Here is a 21,869-nt window from a genome sequence, read left to right as displayed (position 1 = left end):
ATGGGGAATGTCATTCTTGACGTCACCGATGTTAGCAAGTCCTTTGGTGGTTTGCAGGCACTGACGGATATTAACCTGCGGGTCGAAGAGGGGACCGTTCATGCCATTATCGGCCCGAACGGGGCCGGGAAATCGACCTTTCTAAACGTGATCGTCGGCAGGCTTGCGCCCAGTCGCGGCCGGGTTTTGCTGGGGGATCAGGTTTTGACGGGCAAACAGCCCTATGAAATTAACCAGCTTGGTGTGGCGCGCGTGTTTCAGACGCCGGAAATTTTCCCGGATCTGACCCTGTTGCAAAACATCATGATCCCGGCCTTTGCCAAGCGCGATGGCCAGTTCAATTTTGGCCTTTTCAAAGGCCTGTTTGGCGAACGTGCCATTCGCGAGCAAGCCGAACATATTCTGGAAGATGTCGGCCTGATTGCGGATCGCAACAAAATTGCCGGGTCGATGTCGCGCGGGGATAAACGCCGGTTGGAACTTGCCATGTGCCTGATTCAGGACCCCAAACTGTTTTTGCTTGATGAACCAACCGCGGGCATGTCGCGCCATGACACCAACAGCACGATTGAATTGCTGCAACGGATTAAAGAACGCGGCATGACCAAGATCATTATCGAGCACGACATGCATGTGGTGTTTAGCCTGGCTGATCGCATCAGCGTTCTGGCGCAAGGTGCGATCATTGCCGAAGGCACACCCGAAGAGGTGCGCAACGATCCCAAGGTCAAGGAAGCCTATCTCGGAGGAGAAAGCCTATGAATGCACAGGTGCCAACATCGAAGCCGGTTCCTGCACGCGGGTCATCCCCGGCATTCTTTTCGGTGTGGGATATTCATGCCTATTACGGCGAAAGCTATATTGTGCAAGGGGTCAGCTTTGATATCCGCGAAGGCGAAATCATTGCCCTTCTGGGGCGCAACGGGGCGGGTAAAACATCCACCCTGCGTACCCTTGCGCGTATGTCTAACCCCGAACTGAAACATGGGGAAATCTGGCTGGACCACCAGCCGCTTCATGAGATGAAATCCTGGCAGGCAGCACGCATCGGCCTGCAACTTGTTCCCGAAGACCGCAGCATCATTCCCGGTTTGACGGTGGAGCAAAATCTGGAGCTTGCCCAGATCGCGCCGCCGCATGGCTGGAGCATCCAGCGGATTTACGAACTGTTTCCCCGCCTTGGCGAACGGCGCCTGCAAGAAGCCATCACCCTTTCGGGCGGCGAGCAGCAGATGCTGGCGATTGGCCGTGCCCTGGCCCGCGACATTAAAATTTTGTTGTTAGATGAACCCTACGAAGGATTGGCCCCGGTGATTGTGCAGGAAATTGAAAAGACCCTGCAAAGTGTCAAGGAACTGGGGATCACCACCATCATTGTCGAACAAAATGCCATTGCCGCCCTGAAACTGGCGGATCGCGCCATTATCATGGATGCCGGGCAGGTGGTGTTTGATGGCACCTCGCAAGAAGTGCTCGATGACCCGGAATTGCGCGATCAGTATCTGGCGATCTAAAGCACTTTAGGGGCGTTCGCCACGGACAAAATCACCGGTTTGGGGAGCCCGCAAAAGCGGCATAGGAGCAGGCATAAGGGGTGCCTGCTCCTCTTTTTTCCGGGGGAATGTGCAAGATAGCGGTTTTTCACCGGTTATGGCGTGTTTCGCCAGTCCAGCTTGTGGCCGGTTTTACAGGCGCGGTCGATGTCATCGCGGCTAAGACCAATATCGTTCAAGTGATGGGCGGGCGCATTTTGCAGCCATGCGATATCGCGGGCAACTTTGCGGCGCTTTAGAAATTGGCGCGCCAAAAAAAGAAGCCAGCCCCGAATGGATGTGATGCCGCGCAAGCCGACACCGGGCCGAGAAGCGTCATGCGTGTTAAAGTGACGGGGTGTGGTTGGCATATATCCAGACATGGTGCTGGCTCCCAGTTTGCTAATGAAGGATCGGAACACATCCGAACCACCCTCAAATTAGGATTTTGCCGGTGCGAAAAGGGCGCAAAGTTTGGCTGATTGCGCGATAATTTCGCAAATTTCAGGAAAAAACGATTTCTTTTCGCGCCGCTCTTCGGCCATTGTTTGCCCAACAGAAAACATTGATGTCGAGGGTTAAAGCACCGTGGCGGAGCTGGATAAATTCGATCACCGATTGCTGGAATTATTGTAGGAAAACGCCCGGCTGACAGGCAGTGAGCTGGCCGATCGTGTGGGGTTGTCGTCGGCGGCCTGTTTGCGCCGGGTGCAGCGTTTGCGCGAAAACGGCACTATTGAACGTGATGTTGCGGTTATTAACCCGCGCGTATTTGGCAAACGCATGACAGTTGTTGTTTTGCTGACCCTTAATAGCGACCGGCCTGATCGCTATAATATGTTGCGCGCCGATTTGGAAAAGGCACCGGAAATTGTTCAATGCGACCATGTAACCGGTGCGCATGACATCGTTTTACGGGTGCGGGTTGCCGATATGGAAGAATACAGCGCCTTTGTTGACCGGGTTTTGGTTAAACCCTATATCAAACGCTATGAAAGCCTGGCCGTGCTTGGGGTGATCAAATAATGATCATAGAGTCATCCGCCGGGTTGAATCGCGCACTGTCAGGGTAAGAGGCAACCGGATGGTGCGCGCGGCGGGGGGGGTGCTATCGCCGCTATCATCATTTTCTGCCGCTGTGTCACTTACGGTTTTCGCCATTATTTCATCTGCAATGACATTGGCAATGTCATCGACCGGAATGCCCCAACTTGTCAGCCGGAATGCCGCCCAGTCGCCCATCGGGTTGTTGTCGATGCCGATGACGGCAAGGTCGTCGGGCACACGAATGCCAAGGGTGCGCGCTGCATCAATGGCGCCAAGGGCCATGCCGTCATTGCTGCTGAAAATGGCATCGGGCGGGTCAATGCTGCCCAGCATTTTAAGGGCGGCCTGATAGCCGCTGTCATGGCCGTAATCGCCTTTTTCAAACGCATGAATTTCAAGCCCGGCTTCGCCGAGCACATGAGATAGCCCGGCATGACGTTCGCGGTCGGAAAAGGCATTATGCCGGGTGCCGATATAGGCAATTTTGCGGTGCCCGCAGCGCAGTAAAAAGCGCCCGGCGGCCTGGGCGGCGGCGATATTGTCATAAATGATACAGCATGTGTCGGGCACGTCGACGATACGGCCAAACAGGATCAGGCGTGTGCCAATGCGGGTACATCTTTCGGCGGCTTGCGGGCCAACGGTGCCTGCAAAAACCACGGCGGCCTCTACCTGATAGGACAGGGCTTCAAGCAGGCTGTCATCTGCCACGCGTGTTGCCGGAACGGGGACAAGAAGCACCCGTTTACCCAGTTCGGCCAGTTTGCAGGTTACGGCCTCGATCACTAGCGCATCATGGGGGGACGCCATAGGACCAATGATTAATGCCACTAGCGACGATTCCCCGCCAATCAGGCTGCGGGCCAGGGCGTTGGGCAGGTATCCCAGTTCCTTGGCCGCGAGGTGAACCTTTTTGCGAATGGCTTCGGACACATAGGCACCCGGGGTAAAGCTGCGCGATACCGCTGATCGCGATACGCCTGCCCGTTCGGCCACGTCGCGCGAGGTAACCTTGTGTTTTTTCGGATTTTTTCCGGGAGTATTCATGGGCTTTAATGATCACTTTTTCATAAAAACTGAAATCGTATGCAGTTTATGGATCAGGAAAGACATACCGGCAAGATAAAATCGTTAAAAATGGCCGTTTAAATAGGTTTTATCGCTATTTTTCGCCGACAGTAACGTGTCAGAAAACTTTCCCTCACGTGTCATTTAATTGTTACTTTTCGGCTGTAATATGCACTCGTGTGCACAACAAGTTTGTGCAAAGAATGATCGAGGCAGGGGACCAGGGATGACGTCGCTTTTATCGGTGCAGAATGTATCGTCCAGTTATGGTCGCCAGCGTGTTTTAGACGGCGTTTCGCTGGAATTGTCCGAGGGGGGCTTTCTGGCTTTGCTGGGCCGGTCTGGTTGCGGAAAGACGACGCTGTTGCGGGTGGTTGGCGGTTTTATTGCCCCGGCGCAGGGGCGGGTGTTCATTGACGGGCAGGATATGACATCCCTGCCGCCGGAAAAACGCCCGACCGCAATGGTCTTTCAATCCTATGCCCTGTGGCCGCATATGACGGTATATGGCAACCTTGCCTATGGCCTGCGGTTGCGCGGCATGGGCAAGGCCGAAATGGGCCGGCGTATTGATGAAATTCTCGCCCTTTTGCAGCTTGATAATCTGGCGGATCGCAACGTAACCGCCCTTTCAGGCGGGCAGCGCCAGCGTGTGGCGCTGGGCCGTGCCCTGGCCGTTGCCCCCCGGTTGTTGCTGCTTGACGAACCTTTATCCAATCTTGATGCCCGCATTCGGCTGGATCTGCGTCATGAAATTCGCTCGTTATTAAAGCGGTTGGGCATTACGGCGGTTCATGTGACGCATGATCGCGAAGAAGCCATGGTCATGGCCGACCAGCTTGCCCTGATGAACGACGGGCGCATTGTGCAGTTTGGCGCACCAGCCGCCCTTTACGATCACCCCGCCAACAGCTTTGTCGCCGATTTTATGGGGGCCAGTAATGTCATCACCGTTGATTTTGCGATCTCTGGGGGGATGGCGACGATTGGCGGTGAGGATGGCTGCCCACCCCAGAACATCGCAGATGACAAGCTTGCCACCGCCGCATCGCAAGGAGCGCGAAAACTCGACATTCGTTTCCGGTCTGTCTCGGCCCGGTTAAGCGACGGCCCCGATAAGGGCGTGGGTGCGGTGGCAGCGGCGGGTGCGCCAGATGCCAGCGGCGGGCTGCATCTTAACGGCACCATCGAACAGGTTACCTATCCGGGGGACGTCTATCGCCATGCCGTTAATATTGGCGGGTGCAGCGTCCTGATTGACGATGCCAAACGGTTTGATGAAGGCCGCAAGGTATCGGTTTTTCTGCCCTTCGGGGCTTTCCATTTGTTCCCGCGTATCGATCAGAAGTCGTACGCAGCCTAGGGTTTTTACCCTGAGCCGGGAGCACAAATCCGCCTAACAGGAGGTCTAGACCAATGAAGTTGAAGACACTTTCCGTTGCCGGCGTTATGGCGCTTGCATTTGTATCCTCGGCCCAGGCAGAAACCGTTTTGACGGTGGCCACGGCCGGTTCGCAGAATATGGCCGATTACGTAACCGATTTTCTGGCACCGAAATTTCGCGAAACTCACCCCGATGTGACGATCCGCGTGATTGGCACCGGGCCGGGCGATGCCGGGTCAAATGCCATTGTTGAACGGCTTGAAGCCCAGAAAGGTGCCAATGCCGCATCCGACATCGATGTGGCCGTTGTGCATCAAAAGGCCGTCGGGGGCATGGTTTCCAGCGATCTTTTGGAAAAATACACCGCCAAAGCTAAAACGGCGAAGCTGATTTCGTCGGCAGCGGCAAAAAATGCCCTTGGCGCGAATGTCGAGGGCTATGTCCTGCCGATGTTTCAGTCCCAGACCGCCCTTGCCTATAACCCCGACCTGGTGGCAAACCCGCCTAAATCATACCAGGAACTGGTAAGCTGGGTGAAAGAAAACCCAAAGGCATTTGGCTATAACGGCATTCGTAATGGCATGTCGGGTGTGTCGTTTGTTGCAGGCTGGATGTATGCCTTTACCGGTGAAGCAAACCAGATGATCAATGGTCCGTTTAATGAAAGCCTGGTCGCGGGTGACAAATGGAACGCGGCCCTGGCCGATCTTAAAACGTTTAACGAGAACGTGACCTTCACGCCGGGCAATGCCGGAACGCTGGACATGATGAATCGCGGTGAAATTGCGATGGGTCCGGTCTGGGTTGATATGTTTTATAGCTGGCAGGCTGACGGGCGCTTGAACCCCAATGTCAAACTGTTGCTGCCCAAGCCAGGTATGCCGGGCCAGCCGATGTATTATGTGGTTCCGGCCAAAAGCCAGCATCAGGACCTGGCGGTTAAATTTATCGAACTTGCAACCAGCCCGGAAATCCAGGCCAAGGGTATTGTTGAAAAATTCAACTGGTATCCGGGCATCGATGCCAAATACCTCGAAGGTCATCTTGACCAGGCGGCATGGGACAAGCTGTTTACCGATATCAAGCCCGAAGACCTTGCCGAGCGGGCAAAAGCCTTTCCGATTGCACCGTATTTTAACGCCATGCTGACGTCTTATGAAAAGAACGTCGAATAAGGCTGCTTTTTCTGGTGTGCCCGCTGCGGTTTGGCCGTGGCGGGCACTGCCGCTTTTGTGTCTTGGGTGAACAAGGTTATGAAGTCTTCCCGGCTTGTCGGCTTTTTGCTGGTCCTTCCGGCCCTGACCGTCATCGGGGTCATGTTTATATATCCGCTGTCCTATTCATTTGTGGATGCATTTATGGTGCCCGCCACAGATGGCGGTGCAGCGCAGTTTTCTGTGCAGAATTTTGCAACCGCGCTGTCGCTTTATGGCGATGATATTTTATTTACCATCGTTATTGTCGCGATTTCGGCCTGCCTTATTGCCCTGGGGGCGATCCTGATTGGCGGGTATCTGACATTGGGGGAAAACCGGTTTTTCGTTCGCGCTTTGGCCGCCCTGTATCGCTGGCCGTTATTTATTCCATTTATCGTTGCCGCCCAATGTATGCGGACCTTTCTGGCCAAAAACGGCCTGATGAACGGGGTGCTGGTGGAAACCGGTATTTTAACGCCCTTGCAAACCATCGGGTTTCTCGACTGGCGCGGCATTGTCATTACGTTTGTCTGGAAACAATTGCCCTTTGTGACCCTGCTGGTGGCAGGTGCGATGGCTGCACTGGACCGATCTACCCTTGATGCCGGGCGCGATGTGGGGGCGGGTCGTTTGCGTATTCTGTTTCAGATCGTGGTGCCACAGGTCATGCCCACCCTGATTGTTGCGCTGGTGTTGTCGATTGTCATCATGATGTCGGTTCTGTCGGTACCGGTCATGATCAGCGGGCACAGCCCCACCATGATCACGGTGCAAATGGCCTTTCGGGTTAATTCCTATAACGATTACGGCACGGCCAATGCGCTGGGTGTGATTTCCTATTTGATCACCGGGGCAATTGCCTGGATTTATTTACGCCGTGGCGTAAAACAAGGGGGGAAACCGGTATGAACCCGTCGCATATGAATGCGGGTGCGCCTGTGTCGCCACGTCATGGCAGCATGGCCGACTGGTTGCGCGCCAAAGTCGGTGGCGGCCTTGTCGGGACGCTGGCAATGGCGCTGGCAATTATTATTTTTGCGCTGATCATTTTTGGCCCGCTGACCAATATGCTTTTGTGGGCGGTAACCGAACGCTGGTATTTCCCCCATACCTTTCCGATGCAATACGGGTTTGAATTTTGGCATCGTGTGTTTAAGCCAACCGGCACGGCGTGGCTGTCGTTGCAATATTCACTGGTGATTGCGGTTTTAACCGTGATGTTTTGTCTGGCACTGGCTGTTCCGGCCGGTTATGCGCTGGCCCGGTTGCGCTTGCCTGCCCGGTCGCTGATTTTGTTGCTGTTTTTGGTGCCGCAGGCTTTTCCCAATATTCCGGTGCATATCAATATTGCCCGGCTGTTTTATGAATTTGGCTGGCATGGCACGGTGCCTGCGGTGGTGCTGGTTCATACCCTGCATGGCATGGTGTACGCGGTCTGGATTTCGACAGCGGCGTTTTCTGCCGTTGATCCCGAATGCGAGGCCGCCGCGCGCGACATTGGTGCCGGGCCGATCCGTACCTTTTTTACCATCAGTTTGCCAAGTGCCTTTCCCGGCCTCATCGCCAGCGGCATTTTTGTGTTTCTGGAATCGCTCGACGAGTTTACCGGTACCTATTTTGTTGGTGCCCCGGAAATTACCACCCTGCCGATGTTGATGTTTCGTGCCGGGATGGAAGGCAATTATCAGATTGCGTCGATCACAGCCCTTTTGCTGCTGGTGCCATCGGTATTGTTCATGTTTGTGGTCGAACGTTTTCTGAAGGCAGATGTGCTGGCCGGGGTTGGAAGATAAGCAAGATGTTTGACATTCAGGTTCTGGGCACGGGGGCGGCGAATGACCCGTCCCTGCCAAATTCGTCTGTCGTGGTGACGGGCAATGGCACAAAATTACTGATTGATTGTGGCTATAGCGTCGCCCGGGAATTATTGTTGGCCCTGCCAGACCCCGACGCGATTGACGCGATCTTTTTTACCCACCACCATCCCGATCATGCATGGGGTTTTGCCCCCGTTATGACCGCCTGGCAGGATTATGGACGGCGCAAACCGCTTTTGATTGTGACAACCCGCTGGGGGCGGTTTCAGCTTGAAAAACTGCTGGAGCTTGGATTTGGCCCCGACTGGCGGCCAGATTTCCAACTGGACTGGCACATGGTGCCCGATGCGCTGGTTTTGGGCGACATGCATTTGTCGTTTGCACCAACCGATCATACTGTTCCCAATCATGCGGTGCGTATTTGCTGTGAAGATCGGGTTTTTGCCTATAGTGGCGATGGCAGGGCAACGCCACAATCGGTCGACCTTTACCGCGATGCCGATCTTCTGTTTCATGAGTGCCATCTTTTTAACGATGACCCGACGGTTCCTGGTCATGCCAGCCTGAGCCATTGTCGCGACATTGCCGCGCACAGCAACTGCCGCAAAGTGATGCTGTATCACATTGATGCAGATGCACGGGCCGAGATGACACAGGCGCTGGAGCAGGAGCATATTATGGCACTCGCACCGCAGGGCGGGGTTGTGCGCCTGTCGTAAAAAAAAGCCTGCGTCAGGGGCATGACGCAGGCAGGAAGGAAGGTTGGAAATTAAAGGAAAAGTGCTTTAAGCGCGATCAGACACATAACGGGCTGAGGGATTACCCGTTATGGTGCCTGATACGCGGTTGAATGATGTTGGATGCTTAGCGAATATCGTTTTGGGTGCCGATGCGCTTGCGGCCAGTAAACATGGAACGCACCAGATTTTCGCGGTGATGGTAACTGGCAATGATGACGCCGGCCACATGGGCAATCACCAGGGCCAGCAGGCAATTTGCCAGAAATTCATGAAGGTTCTCAACCCAGCGAACGCCCCAATAGGCGTCGGTGGTTTGCATCCAGCCGGTGGTGGCCACAAGGCCCATGCAGATCAGCAGGGCAATAATCATGGCACCACCTGCCGGGTTGTGGCCGAGGTAACGTTCGGCCTTGCCGCCGGGGATGTCGCGCAAATAGTTCAGGGTGGTTTTGGGGCCGTGCACGAACTGGCTAAACCGGGCATAGTGTGATCCGGTCAGCCCCCAGATCAGGCGAAAGCTGATTAAAGCAGCGGCGCAATAGCCCGCCCATTCATGCAGATCTTTGATTTCGTCGGAACTGAGCCAGGCCACCGCAAAACTTGTAACCAGGCTCCAGTGAAAAATACGAACCAGCGGGTCCCAGACTTTAACGGTGGTCGCCATGATTAGTTCTCGTCTTTTTTGTTTACGGCTTCCAGCGTTGCCGGGTCAAAAAGCGTTTCGACGCGCTTGCCGTTTTCGTCAAGGGCGTAAACTTCGTAGCAGCCATCTTCGGTTTTGATCTGTTTGATCTTCCAGCCCTGGCTTTCGAGTTTGGTTTGCAGGGCATCGGGTTTCTGCCACTGGTCCATCGGGGCATTGCAGCCCATTTCGGCAGCAGACGCAACGGAGGGCAAAAAGCCATAGGAAGACAGGGCAAGTACAGCGGCGACGATTTTCAGCATTGCGGGGTTCCTTGAAAACAATGGTTTGTTGTGACAAGGGCAATCTGACGTTCCAAGCTGACAGCAGGCTGAAACATCGGGTCGTGGTGTTTCAGGTGGTTGTCAGGTTGAACAGGACGAAAAACAAAAAACGGCGGAACATGTCCGCCGTTTTGGGAAGATTTAAAGATGAGCCGCTTGGAAGATTAGCTGGAAAAATCCAGATCGCGGTCGCCATTGGCATCCTTGATACGGGTCGGAAGGCCCATATCGTTAAGCAGATGCAAAAACGGTTTGGCCGGAAGTTCTTCGATATTGGCCATTTTCTTGACATCCCATTCGCCCGACGCAATCAGCATGGCCGCAGCAACCGGCGGAACGCCAGCGGTATAGGAAATGCCCTGGCTGCCGACTTCTTCAAAGGCATCCTTGTGGTCGGCGACGTTGTAAATCAGAACTTCGGTTTCCTTGCCGTCCTTTTTGCCTTTTATCAGATCACCAATGCAGGTTTTGCCGGTATAATCAGGTGCCAGCGAACTGGGGTCGGGCAGGCAGGCCTTAACCACCTTCAGCGGCACAACTTCCAGCCCTTCAGCGGTGGTTACCGGCTGTTCAGACAGCAGGCCGATATTTTTTAGAACCGTAAAGACATTGACGTAATGGTCGCCAAAGCCCATCCAGAAACGGACATTGGGCACCTTGAGGTTCTGCGAGAGGGAATGAACCTCGTCATGGCCGGTCATGAAGGTCTGGCTTTCGCCAACCACTGGCATATCCCAAACTTTTTTGACTTCAAACATGGTGTTTGATTGCCATTTGGAATCCTGCCAGGAATAAACCGTGCCGGTAAATTCGCGGAAATTGATTTCCGGGTCAAAATTGGTGGCAAAATATTTGCCGTGGCTGCCCGCATTGATGTCGATGATGTCGATGGACTCAATTTCATCGAAATAGTCTTCAATAGCCAGTTTGGCATAGGCATTGACAACACCCGGGTCAAAACCGGCGCCCAGAATGGCGGTGACACCAGCTTTTTCGCATTCTTCGCGGCGTTGCCACTCATAATTGGCGTACCAGGGCGGCGTTTCGCAAATCTTGTCCTGCTCTTCATGGATGGCCGTATCAAGATAGGCGGCACCCGTGGCGATACAGGCCGACATTACCGGCATGTTAATAAAGGGCGAGCCGACATTGAGGACGATTTCGCAGCCGGTTTCCCTGATCAAGGCGGCCGTGGCATCAATATCGGTTGCATCAAGTGCATGGCCCGTAAGAATACCGTCCACATTTTTCAGGTTTTGCTTGGCATGGATCGAGTCAATGATCGCCTGGCATTTCGCAGCGGTGCGTGAAGCAATATGAATATCGCCCAGCACGTCGTTGTTCTGTGCGCATTTGTGGGCCACGACCTGGGCCACACCACCAGCACCGATGATGAGAACGTTTTTCTTCATTTCAGGCCAAAAACTCCCTTTTTTAAATAGATGAAACCCAAACAATCCGCCTAGGACAGGCTGGAAACATAGTCTTGAAAGTCAAATTGCCGAACGAGGCGTTCGGTTCCGTCAAGTTCACGAAGAACGATAGAGGGCATGCCAACCCCGTTAAACCAGTTCTTCTTGACCATCGTATAGCCAGCTGCATCCTGGATCGAGATGCGGTCGCCGACCGAGAGTTCGTTTTCAAAGCGAAATTCGCCAAAGACATCCCCTGCCAGGCAGGACTTGCCACAAATCATAACTTCATGATTGCCGGTATTGGGGGTTACCTTTGCATTTTCGCGGTAAATCAGCAAATCGAGCATATGGGCCTCGATCGAGCTATCGACGATGGCAAGGTTTTTGCCATTGTAAAGCGTATCAAGCACGCTGACTTCCAGCGTCGTGCTTTTCGTAATCGAGGCTTCGCCGGGTTCGAGATAAACCTGCACGCCAAACTTTTGCGAAAACTGTTTGAGACGGGCACAGAATTTATCGAGCGGATAGTTTTCGCCGGTAAAGTGAATGCCGCCGCCCAGGCTGACCCAGTCAACGCGCGAAAGCAGGCTGCCAAATTTGGTTTCAATGTCGGCCAGCATCTGATCGAACAGGTCAAAATCGGCATTTTCGCAGTTGTTATGGATCATGAAGCCGGAAATTTTATCCATCACCGCGTCAACCTTGGTGACATCCCATTCGCCCAAACGCGAAAACGGACGTGCCGGGTCGGCCAGATCAAAACTGGACGAACTGACCATCGGGTTCAGGCGCAAACCGCGGACAATGCCGCTGGCCTGATCGGCAAAACGGTTAAGCTGGCTGATGGAATTGAAAATGATCTTGTCAGCATTTTCAATCACTTCGGCAATTTCAGTGTCGCTATAAGCCACGCTATAGGCGTGGGTTTCCTTGCCGAATTTTTCCCGGCCCAGCTTGACTTCATAAAGCGACGATGACGTTGTGCCATCCATATAATCAGCCATGAAATCAAATACCGACCAGGTGGCAAAGCATTTAAGCGCCAGCAACGCCTTTGCACCGGAATGTTCGCGCACATAGGCGATCTTTTCCATGTTGCGCAAAAGTTTGGCTTTATCGATCAGATAATAGGGGGTGGAAATCATGGCGGTGCATCCTGGTCCAGTAATGGGGCAAATGGCACATCGGCTGGCCCCAAAGTTTCAGGGTCTGTGGGCAATGATCGTTTCGCCGTGATCATTGGCGTCAAACCCCGCCTTTAAAATGCGACATAGGGGCGTTTGTTCCCACACCTGCGCACAATGTCGCGACCCAATAGCAGCGCAGCAAGGGGTGGTCAACTGCTCAACGTGTTGTGCTGACGCATGGATATGAGGCGGAAATGATGCCGTTATTCTGGCACAGAGATGAGCGTAAGTCTAATGGCTTGAAATTATGAGGATATTGGCGTGGATAAACAACAGGTTTCGGTTTGATTAAACTTCATGTGTGTGCTGTGGATGCGCGACCGTTTAATCTTTTGCATTCAGGGGGGATACTTGCACGGGGCGTTTAACGACTTATCTGTTTTAAGCGGGCGGGTTTGGCGGGCATGAAACAAAAAGTTCAAAATTGTGCCCCAATCCGGGTACAGTGTTGACTGAACGGGGTGATCCTGTTTTGGATCTGATGATGTAACCATGGCAAGGAGGCACCAATGCCACCCGCAGTGTTGAGCGTCGATCACATGGCTTTTCCGACCCGCGATCTTGCCGCGACGGATGATTTTTATTCCCGCGTGTTGAAGGCCCGGCTGGTTCATGCCGAAAGCGGCTATAGCCCGGCCTGGAAAAGCGACTATTTGCGCATTACCTTTGCTTTGCCAGATGGCACGCAAATCTCGTTTTTTGACTGGCCAGCCGATCAGGGCCCCTATGCCAATGATCCGGCATTGCCAGATGATGTTTTTCACATCGGGTTACGGTGCGCCGCGCCGCGAGATGTGATTGCCTGGCAAAATCATTTGTTTTCGCAAAAGGTGGTTTACCACAACGAAGATGATGGCACGTCGCGCCGGTTATATTTCCGCGATCCTAACGGGATTCGCTTTGAAATTTTTGCCGCCGAAAACCGGCCCCCTCGTGGCGATAGCGAAATTGATGCCCGTGCCGTTTATGATGAATGGCGCAATATTCGCGTCTGACCAATGGCGTTTACCACTAGCTTTTGATGAAAGGGGCGGTGCTGGCGCGTGATATAAGCTCCAGTTCAAATTCCATTGCGGGCAGGGGGGCTGCGTTGGCATCGCGAATTTTGTGGATCAGGGCACGGGCTGCGGCCTCGCCAATGCGGCGGCGTGGCTGGTGAATTGTGCTAAGTGCCGGGATGCTGTGGGCGGCAAATTCTACATCATCAAAGCCGACAATCGACAGGTGTTGTGGCACCTTGATGTCGTTTTGATTTAATTCTGAAATCAGGCCGAAAGCCATTTCATCGCTGGCACAGAACAGGGCCGTGGGGCGTTTTTCCGGGGGCAGCGAAAGCCAGTGCCGTGCGGCCAAAACGCCGCTTTCAATTGTGAAGTCCCCTTGTATTTTCCAGTCAGTCGGGCAGTCCAGGCCATGCTTTTGCAAGGATTGTAAAAAGCCGGTCAGGCGGTCACGCGATAGCACATTATTTTGCGGGCCTGCCACATGGCCGATTTTACGGTGGCCCAGTCCCACAAGGTGATCTGTTGCCATCATCGCCCCGGCGATGTTGTCGATGTGAAAAGCGGCTGTTTTGCTACCGGGAATCCATTCGCAGGCAAAAACCATGGCCGGTTTCCGATCGTTTTGGCGGTCAAAGAAAGTTTTTGGAATATTGCCATCCAGAATGATGGCACCGTCTATCCGGCTGATGTTAAACAGGTTGCCAAAAGCCGTTTCATCAATGGGCGGAAACTGGGAATCGGCAATCAGAATGCTGAAGCCTTCTTTTGAGGCGATGGTTTCAATCCCCTTTAAAACCCGCGAAAAAAAGCTGTTTGCCAGATTCGGAAGCAGCACAAGAATGGTCCCCGTGCCGCCCCTTCGCAGGTTACGCGCGCTTTGGTTGATGGTATATCCCGATTTTTCAATGGCTTGCAGGACGGCGTCGCGTGTTTTTTCCGATACCCTGTCGGGAAAGGACAGCGCCCGGCTGACGGTTGCGGTTGAGACGTTCGCCATTTTGGCAACATCTTGAATTCGGGGAAGATTTCCCTTGTTGGCTTTCATTTCTGCCTTTTGTTCCCCCGAATTTCGTCGTCTTTAGGTTGAAAAAATCTTGACAGCCCAATGTAATCGCGTCAACGATTGTGTAATCGATTACATAAACGCCGGATGAGCAAATATCAACAATGTAATCGATTACAAAAATAAATGGAATTGTTCTGCATCCTACAGGCGAACAATTCCGTCATCGGGAGGAAAAAATGAAAACGTCAAGAATTGCACTTTTTGCGTCTGCGCTGATGTGTTCGGCGGCATTTTCGGCCCAGGCCGCTGAGCTGGAAGTTATTCACTGGTGGACATCGGGGGGGGAGCAGGCGGCTGTTTCGCTTTTGGCCAAGGAATTTGACGCGAATGGTCAGGACCAGTGGCGAGATTCGGCCATTGCAGGTGGGGAACAGGCGCGTGCCGTGGTTATGCAGCGCATTCTGGGGGGCGATGCCCCGCAAGCAGCACAGTTTAACAATTCCCGCCAGTTCGAAGAATTGGCCGAGGCTGGTTTGTTGCTCGATTTATCGGACCTTGCCAAAAAAGAAAAATGGCGCGATGTCGTGCGCCCGAAAAGTATTTTAGACCCCTGCGAAATTGACGGGAAGATTTACTGTGTTCCGGTCAATATTCATTCGGATCAGTGGCTGTGGACGAACAAGGCCATTTATAAGGAAGTTGGCCTGAAAGAACCCCAAAGCTGGCAGGATGTTATCGATCAGGCCGGGAAAATTCGCGATGCCGGGTATATTCCGCTGGCCGTGGGCGGACAGGGATGGCAGGAAGACCTGACCTTTGATGATGTGTTCATGGGGGTTGGCGGCAAGGAACTTTGGAACAAGGTTTATGTTGACCGTGACGAAGACGCCGCCAAAAGCCCCGAAGTTGCCAAGGTTTTTGAGACTTATGCCAAATTGCGCGATCTGACGGATGAAGGATCAGCCGGGCGCAACTGGAATGATACGACAAGCCTTGTGATTAATGGCAAGGCCGCTGCCCAGGCGATGGGCGATTGGGCGCGGGGCGAATTTGTGCTGGCGGGCAAAACAGCCGAGGTTGATTATGGCTGTGTGCCGGGTCCCTCCGAGCATCCGATACTGACAACTGGCGGGGATATTTTTATTTTCCCCAAACAGGACGACGCCGATAAAGAAGCCGCCCAGCTTCGTCTGGCATCGATGTTGCTTAGTCCGGATGTGCAGGTGAAATTCAATACCGCCAAGGGATCATCCCCTGTGCGCGGCGATGTGAATATGGCATCGGCCGATCCGTGTATGCAAAAGGGGCTGGCATTGTTGAACGACGATGCAAACATTGCCCTGCCCAAAAACGCCATTCTGTCGTCGGACACCGACGGACGCATTCAAGACCTGGTTAGTCAGTTCTGGAACACACCATCCATGACGGTTGCGGATGTGCAGGACCAGTTTGTCCACATTTTGCAGGACGGCAGCTAAGCGCATCAAAGTGTGGTTTGAACGGGGTCGTGCCGACAAGCCACACTTTATTATCTGACATTATGGTTTTGGAGATCAGGATTTGCCATGAAACGCAAAACCCGGATGTGGTCCAATTTGTCTGCAAAGATCGCCAGTGTGCCAATGCTGGTGACAGCGATTGGTGTTTTTGTTCTTTGCGTTATGTATTCGATTGCGCTGTCTTTTACGCGCTCGCGCTATTTTCCGAAATTCGATTTTATCGGCTTTGACCAGTATGTCCGCTTGTGGACAACGGATCGCTGGACGGTATCGGTTTCCAACCTTCTGATTTTCGGGGTTCTGTTTATCGGGTTTTGTTTGTTGCTGGGCTTTTTACTGGCCGTGATGCTGGACCGCAACATTCGGATGGAAGGCATTTTTCGCACCATTTTTCTTTATCCTTATGCGCTGTCCTTTGTTGTGACCGGTTTGATCTGGCAATGGATGATGGACCCGGCGCTGGGCATTCAGAATGTGGTGCGCAATATGGGCTGGGAAAGTTTCAGCTTTGCCCCGCTGACCAGCACAACATATGCCATTTACGGGGTTGTGATCGCCGCTGTCTGGCAGGGAACCGGGCTGATCATGTGCCTGATGCTGGCGGGCCTTCGCGGTGTTGACCGCGAGATTTGGAAAGCTGCCCGTGTCGACGGTATTCCGCTGTGGCGGACCTATATTTTTATCATTATTCCCATGATCCGTCCGGTCATTGTGACATCGGTTGTGTTGCTGTCGATCAGCGTGGTGCGGGTTTATGACCTGGTTGTTGCGCAAACAGGCGGCGGACCCGGCATTGCAACGGAAGTTCCCGCCAAATTCGTCATCGATCACTTTACCGAACGCGGCAATGTCGCCATTGCGATGGCGGCGGCAACCATGATGCTGTTGCCGGTTCTGCTGTTGGTTGGCCCATGGGTTTACAACGAATATGTGCGCCGCGTGCGCGCCTAGGAGAGGGAATATGACACAGACAGATAATGCTGTGGCGCGCGGCAGAAAGCCCAAAAAAATGTCACCGGCGCGTTATGGCCTTTACGGATTGCTGGTGATTTCAGCGACTTTTTTCCTCGCACCGCTTTATGTGATGATCGTTACATCATTGAAATCGCTTGATGAAGTGCGGTTGGGCCGGTTGTTCGCGCTGCCGGGCAATGTGACCTTTGATGCCTGGGTTAAAGCCTGGAGCACGGCCTGCACCGGTGTGACCTGTGCGGGGATCAGCCCCGGTTTTGTCAATTCCGTTCAAATCACCGTCGTCAGTGTTTTGATTTCGGTCATGTTGGGGGCTGTGAACGGGTATGCCCTGTCATTTTGGCGCTATCGCGGGGCGAATGTGCTGTTTGGTATTCTGGTGATGGGGGCTTTTGTTCCTTTTCAGGCGGTGATCTATCCGTTGATTGTTTTTCAGCGCGAAATTGGCATTTTCGGGTCCTTAGCGGGGATTGTGATGGTGCACTGCATTTTTGGAATGCCGATTATCACATTGATTTTTCGCAACTATTTTTCCTCGCTTCCCGAAGAACTGTTTAAGGCGGCGCGCATTGACGGGGCGGGTTTCTGGCAGATCTTTTTGCGCATCATGATGCCCATGGCCGTGCCGATTACCGCTGTTGCCGTGATTTTGCAAACAACGGGGATCTGGAATGACTATTTGCTGGGCCTGGTATTTGGCGGGCGCGACAACCAGCCGATGACGGTGCAGTTAAATAACATCGTGACGACCTCGTACGGGGTGCGTGAATACAACGTCAATATGGCTGCAACCATCCTGACGGCCGCTGTGCCGCTGGTGATTTATTTTCTGTCCGGCAGGTTCTTTGTTCAGGGCATCGCCGCAGGCGCAGTAAAGGGATAATGGCAATGACGAATGGTGTTTCGATACGCGATCTTTCGCTGAGCTTTGGCAGCCTGTCGGTGATTGATACCCTGAATATCGACATCCAGGAGGGAGAATTTCTGGTTCTTTTGGGGCCATCGGGCTGTGGCAAGTCAACGTTGCTAAACGTGATTGCCGGGCTTTTGGAAGCAACTGACGGCGAGGTGTGGATTTCCGGGCGCAATGTGACCTGGGAGGAACCCAAGGACCGGGGCATTGGCATGGTTTTTCAATCCTATGCCCTTTACCCGCAAATGACGGTTGAGAAAAACCTGTCGTTCGGTCTTCAGGTTTCGGGTATGGCCAAACCTGAAATTGCCAGGCGGGTGGCCCATGCCGCCGATGTTTTGCAGATCGAACCCTTGTTAAAACGCCGCCCGGCAGAGCTTTCGGGCGGGCAGCGCCAACGTGTGGCGATTGGCCGTGCCCTGGTGCGCGATGTGGATGTTTTTTTGTTTGACGAACCTTTATCAAACCTGGATGCAAAATTGCGCGCCGAATTGCGGGTGGAAATAAAACGCCTGCATCAGAGACTTTCCAATACCATGATTTATGTCACCCATGACCAGATCGAAGCCATGACACTGGCGGACCGTATCGCGATCATGAAAGGTGGGGTGTTGCAGCAACTCGATACCCCTCAGACAATCTATAGCCGCCCGGCCAATCGTTTTGTTGCCGGTTTTATTGGCTCGCCGGGCATGAACTTTTTAAATGCCGAACTTGAAGGTGGTGCCGATCCGGCGTTCAAAGTGGGGGCGTCGCGTATTCCAGTTACAGGTTATTCATTTGACGGACGGGGCGCTGTTGCCGGGCCGGTCACATTCGGGGTGCGGCCCGAACATGTTGCCGCAGGCGAGCAAGCCGAAAAACTGCCTTTTGTGACCGAAGTGCTCATTGAGGTGATCGAACCGATGGGGGCCGATACCCTGGTCTGGTCCCGGTTTGAGGGGCACGAATTTACCTTTAGGATTGATTCCGAACATACCTATCGCGTTGGCGATCAGGTGCGTATTGGCTTTGACCCGGCACGGGCGTCGGTTTTCGATCAAAACGGCGAACGTCTTTAAATTTTCAAAAAAACTATCCCGTTATCAGAGGAAACGAAGCGATGACAGTATCCTTCCAGCTTTACAGTGCCCGCAATTTTCAGCCATGGGCCGATGTGCTTAAACTTGTTGCCGGTCTTGGCTATAAAAATGTCGAAGGTTTTGGCGGGGTTTACGAGGACCCAAAGGCTTTTCGGGCCTTGATGGATCAAAACGGACTGGCCATGCCAAGTGGCCATTTTTCCATGGATATGCTGGAAAATGATTTTTCCACCGCGGTTGCCATTGCCAGCGAATTGGGCGTTGAAACCATCATTTGTCCGTTCCTGATGCCCGACGCCCGACCGACAGATCGTGCAGGCTGGGTGGCATTTGCCCATCGCCTTGCTGCCGTTGGCGAGAAATGCAAGGACGCCGGTTTCAGGTTTGCCTGGCACAACCATGACTTTGAATTCAAGGCACTGGCCGACGGGCAGGTGCCCCAGGAAATCATTCTCGAAAATGCCCCGAACATTGGCTGGGAAATGGATGTGGCGTGGGTTGTGCGCGGGGGTGCCGATCCGTTTGCCTGGATCGAGCGTTTCGGCCCGCGTATCTGGGTGGTCCACGTTAAGGATATTGCCCCCGAAGGGGACTGCCAGGATGAAGATGGCTGGGCCGATGTGGGCGAGGGCGTGATGAAATGGGATGAACTTTTAGCAGGTTTGAAATCCCATGGTCAGACACAGCTGTTTGTGATGGAGCATGACAAACCCTCCGATGTGCAGCGGTTTGCCCGTCGGTCGCTTTTGAATTTTCAACAGCTTTAAGGAGGGCGAACAATGACCCGGACCCTTGGTGTCGGCATAATCGGCTGTGGCAATATTTCGCAGTCTTATTTAACCCAGTCACCGCGTTTTCGCGGGATCGAGATACGCGCCTGTGCCGATTTGAACCAAAGTGCGGCACGGCAACGCGCCGAAGAATTTGGCGTGCGGGCGGAAACCGTTGATGGTCTGCTTGGCAGCAGTGACATCGACATCATTTTAAATTTAACCATCCCCGCCGCCCATTTCGAGGTGTCGCGCCAGTCGCTTGACGCGGGAAAGCATGTTTATTCGGAAAAGCCCTTTGTGCTGGATGTGGCGCAAGGGCAGGAACTTGCGCGTATGGCGACAGCACGGGGCCTTCGGGTTGGCTCGGCACCTGATACATTTTTGGGGGGATCGCATCAATTCGCCCGTCATTTGCTCGATCAGGACCGGGTTGGCAAAATCGTTGGCGGAACCTGCCATGTCATGAGCCACGGCATGGAGCATTGGCACCCAAACCCTGATTTCTTTTTTAAACCAGGCGGCGGCCCGATTTTGGATCTTGGCCCCTATTATATTACCAATCTGGTGCAGTTGATTGGCCCGGTGCGGCGTGTTGCGGCAATGTCATCAACCCCGGAACCCGAACGCACAATTACCAGTGAACCCCGGTTTGGCGACAAAATAGCTGTTGAAACCCCCACAACCATTCATGCGGTTCTGGAATTTGCAAGTGGGGCTGTTGTGACATTGGGGGCAAGCTGGGATGTTTGGAAAAACGGCCATGCCCCGATGGAGCTTTACGGCGACAAGGGAACCTTGCTGGTGCCTGATCCGAACTTTTTTGCGGGCGAGGTGTTGCACAGTGAAAAAAATGGTGACTTTGTTGCCGGGCCGGAGGATTGGGATCATCCCTTTGGTATTGCAAATCGCGATTTGCCCGATGGCCGCAAAGTGGCCGATTATCGCACGGCGGGTTTGGCAGATATGGCAATTGGCATTGTCGAAGACCGCGAAAATCGTTGCGGGCTGGATGTTGCCTTGCACGTCATCGATGTCATGACATCGATTTTGCGATCCGGTGAAACGGGCAATTTCATAACTTTGGAAACAACATGTAACCGACCGGCAGCTTTGGGGCCCGATGCGGCACGCGCGCTGTTGCGTGATGCTGGTTAAAACAGCGTTCTTTCCTTGAAATACATATGAATAATAAAGGAGGTCCCATGTCGCGGACAATGAAAGGGCCAGCTGTTTTTCTTGCCCAGTTTGCAGGCGATGAAGCACCGTTTGATAATCTGGAAAATATCGCCAAATGGGCCGCCAGCCTGGGATATGAAGGGGTGCAAATTCCCAGTTGGGACAAACGCCTGATTGATCTGGAGCGTGCGGCAACCAGCAAGGGTTATTGCGACGAGATCAAGGGGCGATTGGCGCAAGCCGGTGTTTCCTTAACCGAAATCGCCACCCATTTGCACGGGCAACTGGTGGCCGTGCACCCGGCCTATGATACGATGTTTGACGGTTTTGCCGACCCGTCGGTGCATCATAACCCCAAGGCACGGCAGGAATGGGCGGTGCGCCAGATTGAACTGGCGATCAAGGCATCGGCCAATCTGGGGCTTTCCAATATGGGGTCTTTTACCGGTTCATTGGCGTGGCCCTATCTTTATCCGTGGCCGCAACGCCCGGCAGGGTTGATTGAGGCCGCCTTTGACGAGCTTGCCAAACGCTGGCGGCCGTTGCTTGACCTGGCCGATGCGGCGGGGGTGAATATTTGTTATGAAATCCACCCGGGTGAAGATGTGTTTGATGGCACGACATTCGAGATGTTCCTTGATCGGCTTGATGGTCATCAACGCTGTAATATCTTGTATGATCCCAGCCATTTTCAGCTTCAGCAGCTTGATTACCTTGATTTCATCGATATTTACGCCGACCGTATCAAAATGTTCCATGTTAAGGATGCCGAATTTAACCCCACCGGGCGACAAGGCGTTTATTCGGGTTATCAGGGCTGGGTGGGCCGGGCCGGGCGTTTTCGCTCGCTTGGTGACGGGCAAATCGATTTTGGTGCCATCTTTTCCAAACTGACGGCCCTTGATTTTGATGGCTGGGCCGTGCTGGAATGGGAATGTGCCCTTAAACATCCCGAAGACGGGGCACGCGAAGGCGCCGAATTTATTCGCAACCATATCATCCGCGTCACCGAACACGCCTTTGATGATTTCGCCAGCAGTGGCAGCGATGATGCAGCAAACCGTCGATTGTTGGGTTTGTCCTAAGGGGCGC

At 53.5% G+C, this 21,869-nt stretch carries 23 protein-coding genes; 16 read left to right on the top strand and 7 right to left on the bottom strand.

Annotation, left to right across the window (positions count from 1 at the left end):
• Both AAC086_RS08765 and AAC086_RS08760 read left to right on the top strand, forming a co-directional pair.
• On the top strand, positions 1-762 hold the full coding sequence (locus AAC086_RS08765; RefSeq protein WP_339777784.1) for an ABC transporter ATP-binding protein: 762 nt from the start codon (positions 1-3) through the stop codon (positions 760-762).
• Positions 759-1,514 carry an ABC transporter ATP-binding protein gene (locus tag AAC086_RS08760; RefSeq protein WP_339777781.1) on the top strand — a complete coding sequence of 252 codons (756 nt, stop codon included), beginning with the start codon at positions 759-761 and terminating at the stop codon, positions 1,512-1,514. The genes AAC086_RS08765 and AAC086_RS08760 overlap by 4 nt, the downstream gene beginning before the upstream one ends.
• Positions 1,515-1,648: 134 nt before the next feature.
• Here the strand turns inward: AAC086_RS08760 and AAC086_RS08755 are convergent, their stop codons facing one another.
• The gene (locus AAC086_RS08755) at positions 1,649-1,915 is read right to left on the bottom strand and encodes a hypothetical protein (protein WP_339777779.1); all 267 of its coding nucleotides are present in this window, start codon (positions 1,913-1,915) and stop codon (positions 1,649-1,651) included.
• Between the two features lie 265 nt (positions 1,916-2,180).
• Between AAC086_RS08755 and AAC086_RS08750 the strand changes: the two genes are divergently transcribed.
• Positions 2,181-2,558, top strand: coding sequence for an Lrp/AsnC family transcriptional regulator (locus AAC086_RS08750; RefSeq protein ID WP_339778406.1), 378 nt, complete (start codon positions 2,181-2,183; stop codon positions 2,556-2,558).
• Between the two features lie 3 nt (positions 2,559-2,561).
• On the opposite strand, the gene AAC086_RS08745 is transcribed toward AAC086_RS08750, so the two are convergent.
• On the bottom strand, positions 2,562-3,626 hold the full coding sequence (locus AAC086_RS08745; RefSeq protein WP_339777776.1) for a LacI family DNA-binding transcriptional regulator: 1,065 nt from the start codon (positions 3,624-3,626) through the stop codon (positions 2,562-2,564).
• Between the two features lie 247 nt (positions 3,627-3,873).
• Between AAC086_RS08745 and AAC086_RS08740 the strand changes: the two genes are divergently transcribed.
• The 5 genes from AAC086_RS08740 to AAC086_RS08720 all read left to right on the top strand — a co-directional run bounded on the left by AAC086_RS08740 (position 3,874) and on the right by AAC086_RS08720 (position 8,763).
• Positions 3,874-5,010: an ABC transporter ATP-binding protein gene (locus AAC086_RS08740; protein WP_339777774.1), complete on the top strand. Its 1,137-nt coding sequence runs from the start codon at positions 3,874-3,876 to the stop codon at positions 5,008-5,010.
• Positions 5,011-5,063: 53 nt separating this feature from the next.
• A complete protein-coding gene (locus AAC086_RS08735; RefSeq protein WP_339777771.1) occupies positions 5,064-6,206 on the top strand; it encodes an extracellular solute-binding protein in 1,143 nt (380 codons plus the stop codon).
• Positions 6,207-6,284: 78 nt separating this feature from the next.
• Positions 6,285-7,136, top strand: coding sequence for a sugar ABC transporter permease (locus tag AAC086_RS08730; protein ID WP_339777769.1), 852 nt, complete (start codon positions 6,285-6,287; stop codon positions 7,134-7,136).
• Positions 7,133-8,020, top strand: a complete 888-nt coding sequence (locus AAC086_RS08725; RefSeq protein ID WP_339777766.1) for an ABC transporter permease subunit — start codon at positions 7,133-7,135, stop codon at positions 8,018-8,020. Before AAC086_RS08730 ends, AAC086_RS08725 begins: the two co-directional genes overlap by 4 nt.
• 5 nt (positions 8,021-8,025) lie before the next feature.
• Complete coding sequence (locus AAC086_RS08720) at positions 8,026-8,763, top strand: ribonuclease Z (protein WP_339777764.1); 738 nt, start codon at positions 8,026-8,028, stop codon at positions 8,761-8,763.
• Between the two features lie 145 nt (positions 8,764-8,908).
• Here AAC086_RS08720 and AAC086_RS08715 read toward each other — a convergent pair whose 3' ends face one another.
• From AAC086_RS08715 to AAC086_RS08700, 4 genes are all read right to left on the bottom strand, one after another.
• Positions 8,909-9,448 carry a cytochrome b/b6 domain-containing protein gene (locus AAC086_RS08715; RefSeq protein ID WP_339777761.1) on the bottom strand — a complete coding sequence of 180 codons (540 nt, stop codon included), beginning with the start codon at positions 9,446-9,448 and terminating at the stop codon, positions 8,909-8,911.
• 2 nt (positions 9,449-9,450) lie between these two features.
• Positions 9,451-9,729, bottom strand: a complete 279-nt coding sequence (locus AAC086_RS08710) for a PepSY domain-containing protein (protein ID WP_339777760.1) — start codon at positions 9,727-9,729, stop codon at positions 9,451-9,453.
• A gap of 185 nt (positions 9,730-9,914) precedes the next feature.
• Positions 9,915-11,162, bottom strand: a complete 1,248-nt coding sequence (locus AAC086_RS08705) for a saccharopine dehydrogenase family protein (protein WP_339777757.1) — start codon at positions 11,160-11,162, stop codon at positions 9,915-9,917.
• Between the two features lie 50 nt (positions 11,163-11,212).
• Positions 11,213-12,310 (bottom strand): carboxynorspermidine decarboxylase, encoded by a 1,098-nt coding sequence (locus AAC086_RS08700; RefSeq protein WP_339777754.1) that lies wholly within the window; start codon positions 12,308-12,310, stop codon positions 11,213-11,215.
• Positions 12,311-12,861: 551 nt separating this feature from the next.
• Here AAC086_RS08700 and AAC086_RS08695 point away from each other — a divergent pair.
• Positions 12,862-13,347, top strand: a complete 486-nt coding sequence (locus tag AAC086_RS08695; protein ID WP_339777753.1) for a VOC family protein — start codon at positions 12,862-12,864, stop codon at positions 13,345-13,347.
• Between the two features lie 16 nt (positions 13,348-13,363).
• On the opposite strand, the gene AAC086_RS08690 is transcribed toward AAC086_RS08695, so the two are convergent.
• Positions 13,364-14,401, bottom strand: coding sequence for a LacI family DNA-binding transcriptional regulator (locus AAC086_RS08690; protein WP_339777751.1), 1,038 nt, complete (start codon positions 14,399-14,401; stop codon positions 13,364-13,366).
• Positions 14,402-14,598: 197 nt separating this feature from the next.
• On the opposite strand from AAC086_RS08690, the gene AAC086_RS08685 reads away from it, so the two are divergent.
• The 7 genes from AAC086_RS08685 (at position 14,599) to AAC086_RS08655 (ending at position 21,862) form a co-directional block, all read left to right on the top strand.
• Positions 14,599-15,840 carry an ABC transporter substrate-binding protein gene (locus tag AAC086_RS08685; protein WP_339777748.1) on the top strand — a complete coding sequence of 414 codons (1,242 nt, stop codon included), beginning with the start codon at positions 14,599-14,601 and terminating at the stop codon, positions 15,838-15,840.
• Positions 15,841-15,927: 87 nt separating this feature from the next.
• The gene (locus AAC086_RS08680; protein ID WP_339777745.1) at positions 15,928-16,812 is read left to right on the top strand and encodes a sugar ABC transporter permease; all 885 of its coding nucleotides are present in this window, start codon (positions 15,928-15,930) and stop codon (positions 16,810-16,812) included.
• Positions 16,813-16,822: 10 nt separating this feature from the next.
• Positions 16,823-17,716, top strand: coding sequence for a carbohydrate ABC transporter permease (locus tag AAC086_RS08675; protein ID WP_339777742.1), 894 nt, complete (start codon positions 16,823-16,825; stop codon positions 17,714-17,716).
• A 5-nt stretch (positions 17,717-17,721) separates the two neighbouring features.
• Positions 17,722-18,807, top strand: coding sequence for an ABC transporter ATP-binding protein (locus AAC086_RS08670; RefSeq protein ID WP_339777740.1), 1,086 nt, complete (start codon positions 17,722-17,724; stop codon positions 18,805-18,807).
• Between the two features lie 41 nt (positions 18,808-18,848).
• Positions 18,849-19,595 (top strand): sugar phosphate isomerase/epimerase, encoded by a 747-nt coding sequence (locus AAC086_RS08665; RefSeq protein WP_339777735.1) that lies wholly within the window; start codon positions 18,849-18,851, stop codon positions 19,593-19,595.
• Between the two features lie 12 nt (positions 19,596-19,607).
• Complete coding sequence (locus tag AAC086_RS08660) at positions 19,608-20,756, top strand: Gfo/Idh/MocA family oxidoreductase (protein WP_339777732.1); 1,149 nt, start codon at positions 19,608-19,610, stop codon at positions 20,754-20,756.
• A gap of 47 nt (positions 20,757-20,803) precedes the next feature.
• Positions 20,804-21,862 carry a sugar phosphate isomerase/epimerase family protein gene (locus tag AAC086_RS08655; protein WP_339777730.1) on the top strand — a complete coding sequence of 353 codons (1,059 nt, stop codon included), beginning with the start codon at positions 20,804-20,806 and terminating at the stop codon, positions 21,860-21,862.
• The last annotated feature ends 7 nt before the right edge of the window (positions 21,863-21,869 follow it).

The sequence above is a fragment of the uncultured Thalassospira sp. genome, assembly GCF_963976115.1.
GTDB lineage: Bacteria > Pseudomonadota > Alphaproteobacteria > Rhodospirillales > Thalassospiraceae > Thalassospira.
This window is presented reverse-complemented; position numbering and strand designations above follow the sequence as displayed.